The following is a 13,412-nucleotide window of genomic DNA, read 5'->3' on the forward strand; positions in this document are numbered from 1 at the left end:
CTTTTATACAAAAAACAGCTTAGGGGGTTACTCTTCTTCTGTATCTTCAACTAATTCCTCGGGAGTTTTTGCGCCTTTCTTTAATATTTGGTCTACTTTCTTTTCAAAGCTAGGCTTTAATGGGTTAAGCCTACTGAAAAACCCTTGATTCGGTTTGTCAAATTTTTTCAAGACGGTAACTATTCTTGGCCAGTCTTTGCTTAGCGCATTATTGATGGCGCCTGAATAATCCTTTAAAACTAAGGGATAGCTTACGAGCGTATCTCTCAAACCTTTGGAAACAGCGATCTGAACGCCGCCAAGCTGAATACTGCCATTAAACAATTCATTTTTATTCACTATATTGCTGTCCATAATCCCGGCAATGCGATCGGGAATGCTTAAAGTTTGTACGTTATATCCTTTGCTAATAAGATGTAATTTGATCAATTCTGCCAGTATCTTATTCTGACCGCCAATATAGGTAACTTCGCCATCGCCGGCCGCTCCAATAATAGAAACAGTGTAATCTGAATCTTGAACCAAATCGACAGCTTTTGGCTCGTCAAAATTGATAGCTCGCATAAAAAGGCTCCCATTATCAGTCGGTTTAAGTCCTTCAAATAAATAGGTGTTATATTTACCGTACCCGTTCAATGCCTCAGCTAATTCTGAAGTGCCTCTTTCAATACCGCCTCCGTGGATAGCTAAAATTGTTGTATCTTTTCCCTTATCATTAGTTGTAATTTGATAGTCTGAAGGGTCTTCAGCTGCAGCTAGTTCAGCAAAACTCGTATAGCCTGTTGTCAGAGCATATGTGCTGATGCCAATACCAAATGTAAGCAATACCACAAAAGCCAGCACTTTGATCATTTCTTTTTTCATTTATTTTGCTCCTTTCTTAAATCATCCTCTAAAACAAATAATCCACAGCAATAATCACCAGAGTTACTCCCATTAAGGCAAGTGTTTGATAGCTCGTATTTCTCTTGCTGACCTTAATCATATACAGGCATTTTTCTTTCAATGTTAAAGCATTAAAAACCGCAAAGGCTTCATGATGACTCTTTGTTCTGACGACTTTCGATGTGTTTACACATTGTTTGTTTCGTATCAGCCCGTATAGAGTATTCATCTTGCACCTCCTTTCTTATATTTTGACATTTAATAGTATCGAGCACCCGTACGTTACTGCAATCAACAATCCAGTGCTTAAAAATGTGGTTGCTAAACCCTGACGCTGAATTGTGTTCGCTAATAATCCAGGTACAACAATACCAACTGCAGCCAAACCGGAGATATTGCCATAATCAACTGGCAAGATGGTATGGATCAGAAACTGCAACACGACCGCTACTATGATCATGGCTGCAAATTTTCTTTTGCCGTAAAGAATGGTAACTTTACTCACGCCGAAATAAACGATGATATACGTCAAAATGCTGATAAATAGTGTCAGGAATATCGCCTGGGGCAGTTTGATCAGTAAAGTTAAATATCCGGGTACCACCAGACCGGCAGGCAATACTCCTGTAATTTCAGTAAACAACAAGCTGAAAATCACGCCCAAAATGATCACGATGTCTACATTCGTAAGGATCACCTGTCTAACCCCCTTCCGGAATTTTTTGTTTCAAATGAAGTTTCTAAAGCAATTGGGGTATCTGCTCCGTTTCTAGCTGAAATTTTTCGTGAATGATCAGTTCCACTAATTCTTCCCCCCCGCCATGAATGTTTCCCACGCCAAAAATGATTCTGTTCATGAAATAATTTTTAATGACTTGATAAACCTCATGGGGAGACATACCTTCCGCATTGATGTATTTCTGGGGGAATATTTTTTTCGTATTGACTCCTTCCGTGATTGGTTTCACGGTCTCACCCATGGCCACAAGAATATCAATATGCATATTGGGCAAGACCTCTTCGGCAAACTGTAATGTCCGGTCCACGCGATCAGGTCGGCAATTTACAATGACCATGGGGTTTTCTGTGGGATATCCGATCGCTGTGATATGCTCCCAAATCATGCGGGTGGAATTGGGATCATTGGCGGCAAAGCCATTGACAAAATATGTGGGACTTTTCTCGTCTAAGGGATAAATCATTAAGGCACCCGGGTCAGGATTGGCATTTAACATTCCCCGCAACGCCGTATCTTTGTCAATGTTTAATGCTTTGGCCGCAGCCAGCGCAATCGCAATATTCTCCGGAAAGACGATATATTTGAATTTTTCCAAATAACCGGCTGGAATTTCTTTTTCATTGGCAATCAGGATCTGGCTGTTTCTTTTCTTTGCCTCTTGCGTAAAATAATCATTATAACCGCTATCCGCCACAACCAGGGTTCCGTTCCTGGGAATCGTGGCTGTAAAGGACTCGGCAATAAAGTCCAAGGTCGGGCCGCACAAATCCATATGATCTTCACGGACATTCACAATTACACCGATATTTGCTTTCACAAGCTTCTCCTGAAACGTAATCTGGTAATCAGGATTTACAGCCATGCACTCCGTGACAAATGCAGATGCCCCAAGCTTGGCCACTTTTTTAATCACAGTTTTTTGCTCAATAATATTGGGACCTAGGGGGCCGCGTTTGATTGGTTCTTCTTCTTCCTGATTCCAATAAATAATTCTCGCGCTGGTTCCTGTCGTTTTCCCGACAACCTTCACGCCGGCTTCCTTTAAAATAGCGGTAATCAGTCTGGTGGCAGTGGATTTCCCCCTGGTACCGTTTACATTAATTCTAAGCTCGATCAGGTTTAAGTTTTTATTATGTTTTATTTGTTCATAAACGCCTAAAATAAAAACAAAGATAATCAGTACGATAACAAATTGCAAATTCACCCTATCCTTTCTTTAAACAATATCGATTAGATTCATTCTTGCGCTTTGCACCCTGACCTTTCAGTCAGTCTGCCAAATGTTACAATTATAAAGAAAGTTGTCCACTGCTGTATCAACATAGTATCGATAATAAGGAATTTGCGATTTTATCTCCCAGAAACCCGGCCTTCCCTGATTTGTCGAATAAGCAAGAATTTAACTAGATCCGTCCAGACCCTGTCAAAGTAAAGCGCCTCCTTTTTTTGTTAATTGTACTGAAGGAATATGAACCAATGTTTACCAAAAATTAAACATGTTTTACAGAAATATGAAAATTTGCGAACAATCAGCCAGCCATGAAAGGCAAAAAAAGATCCACTGATGCTTTTGTGCACCAGTGAACCTATTATCCAGATCATTTTTCTAATTTTTCCCGACCTTGGAGAACGGTATCTACTTATGGGCTTGCCGATGAACATTCTTTACAACAACAACTAAGCAATAAATTTTCGCCAAGATTTTCCTTCCTTTACTTAGTCCTTAAGCTGGGCCAACAGTTTTTTACAAAGATCAACGCCTTCGGAAGCGTTTCTGCTAAATGCATCTGCTCCTACCAGCTTCATGACATTTTCGTCAATGGGCGCCCCACCGATAATTACCTTTACCTTTGCTCTGAGACCTTCTTCCACCACATTCTCCACCGTTGACTTCATAGAACCGAAAATAGTGGTCAACAAACCGCTCATCGCCAAGATCTGGGCACCCTCATTTTTCAAAGTTTCCAAGAATCTCTCGGCAGGAACATCTACGCCTAAGTCAATTACTTCAAAACCATTGGCCTCAGCAATTGTTTTAAAAATGTTCTTGCCGATATCATGCAAGTCCCCTTTTACCGTCCCCAAAACAATTTTACCTATTTTTTGAGATTTACGCCCTTCCAGCTTAGGAGTAACTACCAGCATTACTTTTTTAAATAAATCCGCCGCAATTAACAATTCCGGTAAAAAATATACTTGGTCCCGAAACTTCTCTCCAATTATCTCCATACCCGTTTGGCAAGAGTTAATAATTTCCATGGGATCACCATGATTGTCTAGGCTGTCCTGAACATATTGAACAAGTTCTTTTTCTTTTAATTCTACAAGTAATTTAGTGATTTCATCCATTCTCCATCGCTCCTTTTGTTTTTAAACATATTTTTAAAAACAATTTCTCATCCTTACCGGTAAACCCCATATTCTTTGGTGAAGTCAAAGAGCGCTTTTAAATTTTCATACTTGGCCTCATCTACAAATGCAGAGGTATCCATGATAAATCCCCCGTCTTTACCGCAAACATCAATCAACTTTTTACAATAATCTTTGATTTCTTGGGGTGTACCTGCATAAAGCAAGGAATTGGGTACATTTCCGGCAATACAGGCAATGTCTCCTAAGATTTCTTTAGCTCGGAACATATCAACATTTTCAAAGTGGTATAAAACCTTTCCTCTGGGTACTTCCCGTAAAAATTCCAAACGGCTGTTCATACTTCCTTCTCCATAGACCACCGGGATCAGTTCTGCATCAATTAAACCATGAATTAATGCTTTTAGACCGGGCCAATAAAAGGTCCGGTATTGTTCATGGGACATAAATTCATCCACACCTTTATGTAAAGGGATCCACACAAAAGGATTCCCGGACGCTTTTGCCCCGCCTACGCCCATTTCAATAGCCACAGGGGTCATCACTTCGATCGCTTTCAATAATTTATCCGGGTTGCGCCGAATATCCATTAAAACAGGAGCAGTCCCCCTCATGGTATCACCTATTAAATCAAAGGGAGCAAAAGTAAATGCGCCCCAGGCAATGGGAAAGCCTTTATCTTTGAGCTTTTCCTGATAGCGAACAATGAAACCAAGCCAGGCAGCCAATTCTTCTGCCCCTTTCATGAGAGCGTGGAGGGAATTTTGCACTTCCGGTAAAGCAAAGGGATAAAAAGAATTGAACCACCCGAGCCAGAGAGAATTTCGGATACCCGATAAATAGCTTAAACCGGAAAGGGAGCCAAAAGATCGGGGAAGCCATTTTGACAGCATGAATCTTGTCGGATCCTGGATCAGTTCATCATACTCCTCCGCTTCCATATATTCGCCTTCCACAAACTGATACATTCTATTGCTCTCTACCCCGTGTCCCGGCCATCTTAACCATTTTAAATCAAGCATTTCCATGGTTTTGGCCGGAAACATTAAAACAGGATCCCATGCTAAATCCGGCTCAAAATTTTCAAAGAACTTGTCATATGCCATTTCAGCTTTGCTGAAATCATTCATGGCCTCTTCGATGGTTACTCCGGAATAATACATGGGATAAGCTTCAATGCATGGGACAAGGGGTACTCTGTCAGGAATTTTTAACGCAATGGCATCTTTTACTCTTTTTAACCGTTCCTCATAAAGCTGTGCCGGGGTTTTACTCATTTTCATACACCTCCATTAAAAATTGTCCGCAACCGATTAATTGGGAAAAACGACAGAATTCCTTCTTCACCTCCTTTGATCAATTGTCAGGATGTCTTAACATGTACCTGGATTTAATTACTATGTTTTGGGAAAATTATCACACAAAACATAGTATTACAACCACAAATAGAGGCTAGACATTATTCTTTTATAAGCAAAAGATCCTTCTTAATTCTTCAATATCTGTCAGGATGTCATGACATGTTCTCGAATAAAATAACTATCTTTTAGGTGAATGTCCGATCCTAAAAACATAGATGTAAACACTTCCCTCATTGTTCATCCTTTTTCGGCACAAGCATCTCAAAAATTTCTTTTGCTTTGGTTCCATTATTGGCAAAATAGTCCGCCCCCACCAGATTCTTGATGGTGTCGTTTACGGGATATCCGCCGATGACGACGGTAACCTCCTGTCGTAAACCTGTTTCCTCCAGAATTCTTATCACTTGGGAAATTGATTCAAAACAACTGGTTAACAGAACGGACAGTGCTAAAATTCTTGATCCGGTTTTCCTGATCGATGCAATAAAGGCCTCCGCGGGAACGTCAACCCCTAGATCATAGACACAGAAGCCGCTGGAACGCAATAAATAAACCACCAGATTTTTCCCTAAATCATGGATATCCCCTTTTACCGTACCAAAGACAATACTTTTTTTCTGTTCGGATTTATTTGCCAAACTTTCGTTTTCTAAGAAATCAAGGCCGGTAATTTTCATCACGCCTTTAATAATGCGCTCAGACATCACTAAATCTGCTAAAAAGTAATGGCCTTCACTATATTTCTTGCCGATGATTTCCACACCGGTCCTGCACTGCTCCACTATTTCAAATGGGCTTTCGCCGGAACTAATTTTTTGCTGCACTATTTCCAAGACTTTTTTTTCATCCAGATTCACAATCGCATCTATAAAATCAATCTTCATATAGTATTGGCTCCACCTTTTATAATTTTTTGTCTTTCTTATGCCAACCACTAAAATTTGTCAGTTTATAACGATCCCCGCGAAAGATTGATTTTCCCCAGCCAATTGGTCTTTCATCAATATCAAAAACGATTTGTTCCACCAAAAATACCGGACTGTTTAGTTCAACATTCAGAAGTTTAGCTTCTTCCTGATTGACCGCGGATACCTTTAATACTTTCTCTGACATGGCGGGAAACAGACTGCTCTGCGAAGAAACCAAATTCGAAAGAGAGTATCCTTCCAACTCCGATTCCAAGATCGGCTTATTCTTGGTATAAATAAAATATTTTTCTTCAAAGACCAATGGTTCATCATCAGCAAAATGAACTACCTTTAAGAATAAGCAATCCGTATCCAAGGGAATGCCTATTTTTTTTTCCAGCATGGCGTCCGACTTAATAATTTCTACCCGAATCAACTTGGAAGAAAGCTTCATTCCCCTTTGCTTTATTTCTTTTCGGAAATCATCCAATTCAAAGGAAATATCATCCAGTTGGGGTACGGAAACAAAGGTACCTTTTCCTTTCAGGGTATAAACAAAGCCATCTTTCGTCAATTCAGCAATTGCTTGTCGTACAGTCGGTCTACTAATCCCATAGATCTTGGCAATTTCGTATTCCGGCGGCAAGCTTTGATTGGGTTGTAAAGTTCCCGAAGTGATTTGATCTTTAAAGATTTTTGCCAATTGATAATACAATGGAATAACAGAAGACTTATCAATGGTAAATGATCCTGTGCTCAAAATTTCCTCCTGAGTAATGGTCTTTCTCAAATTTCATACTTTCTATTGGGACATTATTTTTATAATATTAGACATTTCTGATTATTATACTATTTTTACAGATTAAAATTCTATGTATTTCTTTTAATTCCTGCTCTTAAATAATAAAAAAAGGATGCGTCAGGGAACGGCCTGCCGTCCCCTGACGCAAAATCTTTGCGGCAAGGATATTCACATCTTCAATATATCAGGCATATTATGCATTATGAGCTATCATATGATCAGATGAAAGGAGAGGATCATAATAGCTACAACGATCCATTTACAAGCCACCAATACTTCATTCGTCGAATCATTTCAGCCTGACCTCAATTATGGAAGTTCCTCTGTGCTGTTGGTAGGAAAACTGATAAACGGGGTCCTGTACCGCTCCCTATTAAAATTCGATCTTACTTCCATCCCGTCCGAGGCCTCCATTCTAACGGCCGAATTAACACTCAATATGAATTTTGATTTTAGCGACGCAGGCAAGATCACCCCCATTACCCCTTATGCAGTGGCAGACAGTTGGGACAACACCAAAGTGAACTGGGGCAACCAGCCGGACATCAATAAGGACATCGCTGGCACGACCACCAATGTTACCAAGACCGGGCTCTACTCCTGGAATGTTTTAAACCTGGTAAAAGCATGGCACACCGAAAGCTTGGCCAATAACGGATTAGAGCTGAAAACAAAGGAAAATACCTCCACGGAAGCGAAAAGTTTTCTAAGCGGCAATACCCCTTTACAGAAGCCCGTTCTGACCATTGAGTATGATACCGACCCTCACCCTGAAGATGAAACCAGTGCCAAGCAGGATGAAGCATCAGAGGATGATGAAGTATCCGAGCAGGAAGAAGTATCCGGGCATGAAGATATAACGACCGGAGATGCTGTTCAGTACACGATGGCCATAAATACCTTCAGAAAGGCCACGGTAAGCTTTACGATCAATAATACCAGTACCAACAGTGCCAGTATAGGAATTCAGCATAGTAAGGATGACGCCACCTATACCGAGGAGTTTCGCATCGCATCATTACCAAAAACCGTAAGGACAGTGCACAGCGATATTGATTCAAAATTTAAACGGATCTCCTACCAGTCTGTAATTCCAGGCCGACCTGCCACATTGTCCATTGATTATACGGCCAAAACATAAGATCAAAACATAAGACAATATTATTTTTAACGGAGCCGCCTCCAAAGACAATCTTTGGGACGGTTCCGTTCCGTTTTAGCCGATCAGTCATAAAACCTCCCACCATTAAGCCCTGCCTGCCCCCCCTTTATTTATTACGGACCTTCTTTAGCAGCCTAAGCCTGTTCCAATAGGCTAAAAATCAAATTAAAAACAAGCAATCCTAAAACAACCAGAAAAACCGGCTTGATAATCTTGCTGCCTCTTTTCAGGGCAAGGCCGGAACCGATAAAATTTCCTGCAATCCCGCAAAAAGCGGCAGGAATAGCCAGGGCAAAATAAACCTGCCCGTGGGTCAGGAACAGCACCAGAGCACCCACATTAGAGGCAAGATTCACCAGTTTGGCATTACCGGAAGCGGTAACCAGATCAAGATGCAGCAAAAAGGTATAACTGAAAATGAGGAAGGTCCCGGTTCCCGGACCAATAAAACCGTCATAAAAGCCGATCCCTAGACCGGTGACGATAGACAGGGCAATAACCCGCCGGTTCTTTAAGCTGTCCACTTCATTCTCTGTGCCGAAATTTTTTTTACAGGTAACAAAGGCCCCCACAAGGGGAATTAAGATAACCAGAATGATTTTAAATATATAATCGTCTACATATAAAACAGTTTTGGCGCCTGCCATGGAACCGGCTAAAGCACAGACGATGGAAATAGCCGCCGTCTTGACGTGTACTCTCTTATTTCTCCAAAACCTGATGGAAGATACAATTGTCCCTAAGGCCGAGGAGAACTTATTACACCCTAAGGCCATATGTACCGGAAGGCCGGATGTAATATAGGCAGGCAAAGATATCAGCCCGCCTCCCCCGGCGATAGAATCAATAAGTCCGGCCAGAAAAACAAAAAAGCATACGGTGACGATGACTTCAATTTCCATTTCTCCCTAATCCCTTTTCTTTCTGCAAATTAGCCTAAATGACGATATGATAAAATTGATACTCTTTTAGTTATACTTTAATGTTTTTTAAATTACAACTGCTATTTCGTTATTTTCGATATTTTTCATTTGATTTGTCCAAAAACTCTTTTACATTTATACCTTTATTTACTCTATTGACAGGATGCTTTCATGCGGTCATAGTAGTATTATATTTGTGAAAAGGGGGCATTTTGATGGCGAATGTAACCGGGTCCACCATCTCAAATTTAAGTCCAGAAGTGGCCAAAATATTTGGTATTCCCTTAGATAAACCAAGCAATGCTTCCGATGAAAAGGACGCGTCTCAAGAAAAAAAATAACGACCTCTAAAAGGCTGTCCGGATGGGACAGCCTTTTTTTTACAAAATGGTTCCAGCACTTACCGCTGTTATTTTTTTTTATTTTGCAAAGCATAATTGATATAACGGATTTTTGGGAGTGAGGGAAATGTCCAACCCATATCGAAAGTATTTCCTGCTTAGCTGTTTTGTGATGGGATTTATCTTGCTGACCGGTTTAATCAATGATCCTGTCAAATCCCTCATCATAAAAAATGAAACATTTCCAGGAAAAAACATTGCTCTGGAGGATGGACAAAGAAGTACCGACTTTGATTGGCTTTTGGGAGTCAAAAAGGCAAAAGTCGCCATTGTGATCGACGACTTTGGTCAGTCAAATACAGAAGGGACGAAAGAAATGTTCTCCCTGAATAGACCCCTAACCGTTGCGATCATGCCGAATGTGGAGTTTTCCATATCTTCCGCCGAAACCGCACATCAATTGGGGCATGAGGTGATCGTTCATTTACCTATGGAACCAAAAAAGGGCCAGGCCAGTTGGCTGGGACCCGGTGCTATTACTTGCCAGATGACTCCTGAAGAGATTAAAAAGAAAGCGTCCGAGGATTTTGCTTCCGTCCCTTTCGCTGTCGGATTCAACAATCATATGGGCTCGTTAATTTGTGCAAAAGAGGACTTAATTCGCCCGGTGCTGGAGGCAGCGAAAGAAAAGCATTTCTTTGTATTGGACAGTAGGACAGGTGAAGATTCTCAAGTTGCTGTGCAAGCCAAATATCTGGGCATCCCTTGTATTGATCGGGATGTTTTTCTTGACAATGTCAAAAGCGTACCCTACATTAAGAACCAACTGAATTTATTAGCGGAAAAAGCCCTGGACAAAAGAAGCGCAGTAGCGATTGGGCATGTGGGACAAGGCGGCCGAAAAACAGCACAAGCACTTCGTGAAATGATCCCTGTTTTAGAAGAAAAGGGGATTGAGTTTGTTTACTTATCAGAATTAATCCAAAAATAAGGGCCGAAGGTGAATGAATGGAAAAAAACGCACAACGGAAGAAAGCAATGCCAAATGGCATTGCTTTCTTCCGTTTAAATCTTGCAAGTGCGGGAAAAACATTAGATTGATGCGGCTAAGCACCTATGGAGTGGTAATGACCACGGTGTAAGTAGACTGATCAAACTGAACGTTTCCTCCTAGGGATTCTCCGGCAAAACGCAGGGGAATCATAGTCCTCCCCTTCACGGAAACCGGCGGGGCCTCCAGGGAAATACTCTGGTTGTTCCGGTAGCCGGTAGATTGCCCGATCACCAGCACCACGGTATTTTCATTAAGCTTTGCCGTCACCTTTTTTTCCGCCGGTTGATAGTCAATGGTAGCTTTCATCGATTCAAAAAGGGCCCGGAAAGGAATCATGGTTCGTTCGTTTGTGATATAGGGGAAGGCATCGGTAAAAGTAATATAAGTGCCGTTAATCCGCACCAGGGGGCGGTCCGCAGTCCCTATCATCGGTTTCGTTTCCGTGGTGAAAGACCAGCTGGTTGCTTTAACGCTTGCTTCGTTCGTACTTTTAACTTCCTGAGTAACATAGACAATGTAATTGGTGCCGTATTCCAGAGGAGCGTCCGGAACCAAAGTTACGCTGTTGGCAGAGGAATTATAGTTAACCTTGGCGGGAATCGTTACATCACCGGTACTTTTCTTTAAATAAATATTGGTATTGTTGACGGTATCGGCTTTAAGCGCACCGGAGAAAGAGCAGCCAATAACGCTGTCAAGCTTGACGCCGGCGGCATTGGACGCTGGCTGGATATTATTGGCAGTAATGGTTTCATTCTTAGTTTTAAACTTCCAGTTGGTGGCTGTAAAACTCAGGTTGGCTTTGCTCTTGACGCCGGAAGTAACATAAACAGTATACTCTGTATTTATTTCCAGAGGACTGGCGGGAGTGATGGTTACTTTCTTTTCTGAGTCGCCCAGGCTCACTGCGGCTTTAATATCGGTGCCGGCGCCCGCCTTACGAAGATAGAGGGTTGATTCGGTAACGGTAGATTCGTCCAGCCTCATAGAAAACTCCACGGTAATTTTGCTGCCGGAGGAAATATCGGTGCTGTCGGCGGCAGGGCTGCGGCTTACGATGCGCAAAGTGTCGTTGTCGACTGTGGTGAAATTCCATTGCACCGGAGTAATTTCCAGCCTATCACTATCCTCGACGGAGTCTGAAATAAAAACAGTATACTCCGTGACGACTTTCAGGTCCTCGTCAGGTTTAATTGTCACGAGCCTGGTATCCGTGTCATAGTCAACGGAACAGTCTACATCGGCAGAATTGTCTGCCCGGCGCAGGTATATGTTTTTGTTGTTAACCGAGGACGCATACATCTCCCGGTCAAACTCAAAGGTAATTTTGGCATCCAGAGCAACCCCCTTTGTATTGACGCCGGGACTCCTGTCTGTAACTTTTGCGGTGCCTGAATCTCCTGTTTCAAACAGAAACGAGTAATATTCCACCGGCTTTCCGTCGGAATCCTTGACCTTCTCGGTAACATGCACTTGGTACTCGGTTTCGTAATCTAATTCGGACGAGGGTTTTATGGTCGCTGTTTTCGCGCTTTGGCTGTAGGTAACGGTGGCGGAAATCTTCGAAGTTTCTCCCCTCTCGGTCAGATAGATATTGGAACTGTTGATGGTGGAAGAGCTCATCGACCGGGAAAAGGTAATGGTGGGGCAAATCCCGACCGGGATATTACGCTGGTCGACCTCCGGATTGTGCTTCTTCACTAAGGCAAAAGGCGATGCTTCCGTGGTAAAAGTCCAGATATCGGGCGAAACAGGCAAGCCGCCGGCGTCGTTGACATTTCTTACAATCACCGTGTAAATGGTGGAGTATCCCAGCACACTGTTAGGCGTAATGGTAAGCTCTCCTTTGCCGTCCCCATTGTCGGCGACCTTTGTCAGCCTTGCCGGAACCAGGTTCTGTCCTTGTTTCAAGATAAAAGGCCCGTTGGAAGCGTAGGAGATTTCCTCTGTGCCCAAAGGCTTGTCGATGGTGATCTTAATGACCGAATCAATTGGCACATCTTCCGCGTCGGCCTCGGGACTTCTCCTTTCGATCGCCGGCCTACGCGCAGGATCGGCCGCCGTGGTGAATTCCCAGGACGCCCCGGAAACAGCATTCCCCGCTTTGTCTTTAATCTCGCCGCCTTGCAGGGTTACCTGGTATTTGGTATAATATGCCAGAGCTCCGTTCGGCTTCAGGGTGACGCTTTTGTTGTCGGCGCCCGCAGTCACGGCGCTTGGAACAGCAGCACCGGGAGCTCCGCTTAAGGACAGAGAAAGGCAACCTGAAGTAACGGTAGCAGGGTCAAATGCTTCGTCAAAGGTCACCATGACCGGGGTCGGTTGAGACTCGGATCCGATGCCGACTCCGCTCGCTCCCGGGACGGGAGATCGGTCGGTGATGCGGGGCGCATCAGCGTCATAGACGCCCAGGTTCAGACTGAAGGAATAGGTGTCGGCAAGCGTCTCCACATCCCCTGTTTTGCCGAAAAGCTGGATCTGGATATTGTAAGACTGGTTAGCGGAAAAAGTATAGGGGGAAAAAGCTACGGAGTCTTCCGCTGCAGTTTTGCCGAAGGCCGAAGTGTCCCCTTTCGGATCGGTAATTGACAACTGGGCCCGGTAGCTGTCATAGCCTGCGCGCTCCAAGCCGGCCTGAATGGAATAGGTAAGGGTCCGCACATAAGGAAAATCCACCATTGCACCCTTGGCGCTCACCGGGGTATCGTTTATTTTTACTGAAGTGATTCGGCAGGTTTCCCCCAGTGCGAGAGACGCCGCGGAAAACAGTCCGGACAGTGAAAAAAGCAGTCCGGACAGCAAGACAGCTGCCCATAATCCCTTGATTCGTCTTTTTCCCATGGTAATTCACACCTTCTTTCCCTAAT

At 43.0% G+C, this 13,412-nt stretch carries 13 protein-coding genes; 3 read left to right on the top strand and 10 right to left on the bottom strand.

Going from position 1 to position 13,412, the window contains the following annotated elements; all coding sequences use genetic code 11:
* Positions 1–27 precede the first annotated feature (27 nt).
* The 8 genes from DCMF_RS08295 to DCMF_RS08330 form a co-directional block, all read right to left on the bottom strand.
* Entirely contained in the window at positions 28–864 is an 837-nt protein-coding gene (locus DCMF_RS08295) for a poly-gamma-glutamate hydrolase family protein (RefSeq protein WP_148133995.1), read from the bottom strand.
* 28 nt (positions 865–892) lie between these two features.
* Positions 893–1,114 (bottom strand): hypothetical protein, encoded by a 222-nt coding sequence (locus DCMF_RS08300; protein WP_148133996.1) that lies wholly within the window; start codon positions 1,112–1,114, stop codon positions 893–895.
* Between the two features lie 15 nt (positions 1,115–1,129).
* Entirely contained in the window at positions 1,130–1,582 is a 453-nt protein-coding gene (gene pgsC / locus DCMF_RS08305) for a poly-gamma-glutamate biosynthesis protein PgsC (protein WP_148133997.1), read from the bottom strand.
* 43 nt (positions 1,583–1,625) lie between these two features.
* Positions 1,626–2,822, bottom strand: coding sequence for a poly-gamma-glutamate synthase PgsB (gene pgsB, locus DCMF_RS08310; protein WP_148137797.1), 1,197 nt, complete (start codon positions 2,820–2,822; stop codon positions 1,626–1,628).
* A 518-nt stretch (positions 2,823–3,340) separates the two neighbouring features.
* A complete protein-coding gene (locus tag DCMF_RS08315) occupies positions 3,341–3,973 on the bottom strand; it encodes a cobalamin B12-binding domain-containing protein (RefSeq protein WP_148133998.1) in 633 nt (210 codons plus the stop codon).
* 53 nt (positions 3,974–4,026) lie between these two features.
* Positions 4,027–5,271, bottom strand: a complete 1,245-nt coding sequence (locus DCMF_RS08320) for a uroporphyrinogen decarboxylase family protein (protein ID WP_148133999.1) — start codon at positions 5,269–5,271, stop codon at positions 4,027–4,029.
* A gap of 314 nt (positions 5,272–5,585) precedes the next feature.
* Complete coding sequence (locus tag DCMF_RS08325) at positions 5,586–6,239, bottom strand: cobalamin B12-binding domain-containing protein (RefSeq protein ID WP_148134000.1); 654 nt, start codon at positions 6,237–6,239, stop codon at positions 5,586–5,588.
* Between the two features lie 19 nt (positions 6,240–6,258).
* Complete coding sequence (locus tag DCMF_RS08330; RefSeq protein ID WP_236860220.1) at positions 6,259–7,023, bottom strand: GntR family transcriptional regulator; 765 nt, start codon at positions 7,021–7,023, stop codon at positions 6,259–6,261.
* Between the two features lie 295 nt (positions 7,024–7,318).
* Between DCMF_RS08330 and DCMF_RS08335 the strand changes: the two genes are divergently transcribed.
* Complete coding sequence (locus DCMF_RS08335) at positions 7,319–8,206, top strand: DNRLRE domain-containing protein (RefSeq protein WP_257790968.1); 888 nt, start codon at positions 7,319–7,321, stop codon at positions 8,204–8,206.
* 155 nt (positions 8,207–8,361) lie between these two features.
* Here DCMF_RS08335 and DCMF_RS08340 read toward each other — a convergent pair whose 3' ends face one another.
* A complete protein-coding gene (locus DCMF_RS08340) occupies positions 8,362–9,129 on the bottom strand; it encodes a TSUP family transporter (RefSeq protein WP_148134002.1) in 768 nt (255 codons plus the stop codon).
* 236 nt (positions 9,130–9,365) lie between these two features.
* Between DCMF_RS08340 and DCMF_RS30045 the strand changes: the two genes are divergently transcribed.
* Positions 9,366–9,491, top strand: a complete 126-nt coding sequence (locus DCMF_RS30045) for a hypothetical protein (protein WP_257790950.1) — start codon at positions 9,366–9,368, stop codon at positions 9,489–9,491.
* A 127-nt stretch (positions 9,492–9,618) separates the two neighbouring features.
* The gene (locus tag DCMF_RS08345) at positions 9,619–10,482 is read left to right on the top strand and encodes a divergent polysaccharide deacetylase family protein (RefSeq protein WP_148134003.1); all 864 of its coding nucleotides are present in this window, start codon (positions 9,619–9,621) and stop codon (positions 10,480–10,482) included.
* A gap of 123 nt (positions 10,483–10,605) precedes the next feature.
* Here DCMF_RS08345 and DCMF_RS08350 read toward each other — a convergent pair whose 3' ends face one another.
* Positions 10,606–13,386, bottom strand: a complete 2,781-nt coding sequence (locus tag DCMF_RS08350) for an Ig-like domain-containing protein (protein ID WP_148134004.1) — start codon at positions 13,384–13,386, stop codon at positions 10,606–10,608.
* Between the last annotated feature and the right edge of the window lie 26 nt (positions 13,387–13,412).

The sequence above is a fragment of the Candidatus Formimonas warabiya genome (genome assembly GCF_002777255.1).
Taxonomy (GTDB): domain Bacteria; phylum Bacillota; class Dehalobacteriia; order Dehalobacteriales; family Dehalobacteriaceae; genus Formimonas; species Formimonas warabiya.

Coding starts and splice junctions, on each gene's coding strand:
- DCMF_RS08315 (WP_148133998.1), bottom strand. CDS start 3,973: ATGGATGAAATCACTAAATTACTTGTAGAATTAAAAGAAAAAGAACTT.
- DCMF_RS08345 (WP_148134003.1), top strand. CDS start 9,619: ATGTCCAACCCATATCGAAAGTATTTCCTGCTTAGCTGTTTTGTGATG.
- DCMF_RS08340 (WP_148134002.1), bottom strand. CDS start 9,129: ATGGAAATTGAAGTCATCGTCACCGTATGCTTTTTTGTTTTTCTGGCC.
- DCMF_RS30045 (WP_257790950.1), top strand. CDS start 9,366: ATGGCGAATGTAACCGGGTCCACCATCTCAAATTTAAGTCCAGAAGTG.
- DCMF_RS08295 (WP_148133995.1), bottom strand. CDS start 864: ATGAAAAAAGAAATGATCAAAGTGCTGGCTTTTGTGGTATTGCTTACA.
- DCMF_RS08320 (WP_148133999.1), bottom strand. CDS start 5,271: ATGAGTAAAACCCCGGCACAGCTTTATGAGGAACGGTTAAAAAGAGTA.
- DCMF_RS08325 (WP_148134000.1), bottom strand. CDS start 6,239: ATGAAGATTGATTTTATAGATGCGATTGTGAATCTGGATGAAAAAAAA.
- DCMF_RS08300 (WP_148133996.1), bottom strand. CDS start 1,114: ATGAATACTCTATACGGGCTGATACGAAACAAACAATGTGTAAACACA.
- DCMF_RS08350 (WP_148134004.1), bottom strand. CDS start 13,386: ATGGGAAAAAGACGAATCAAGGGATTATGGGCAGCTGTCTTGCTGTCC.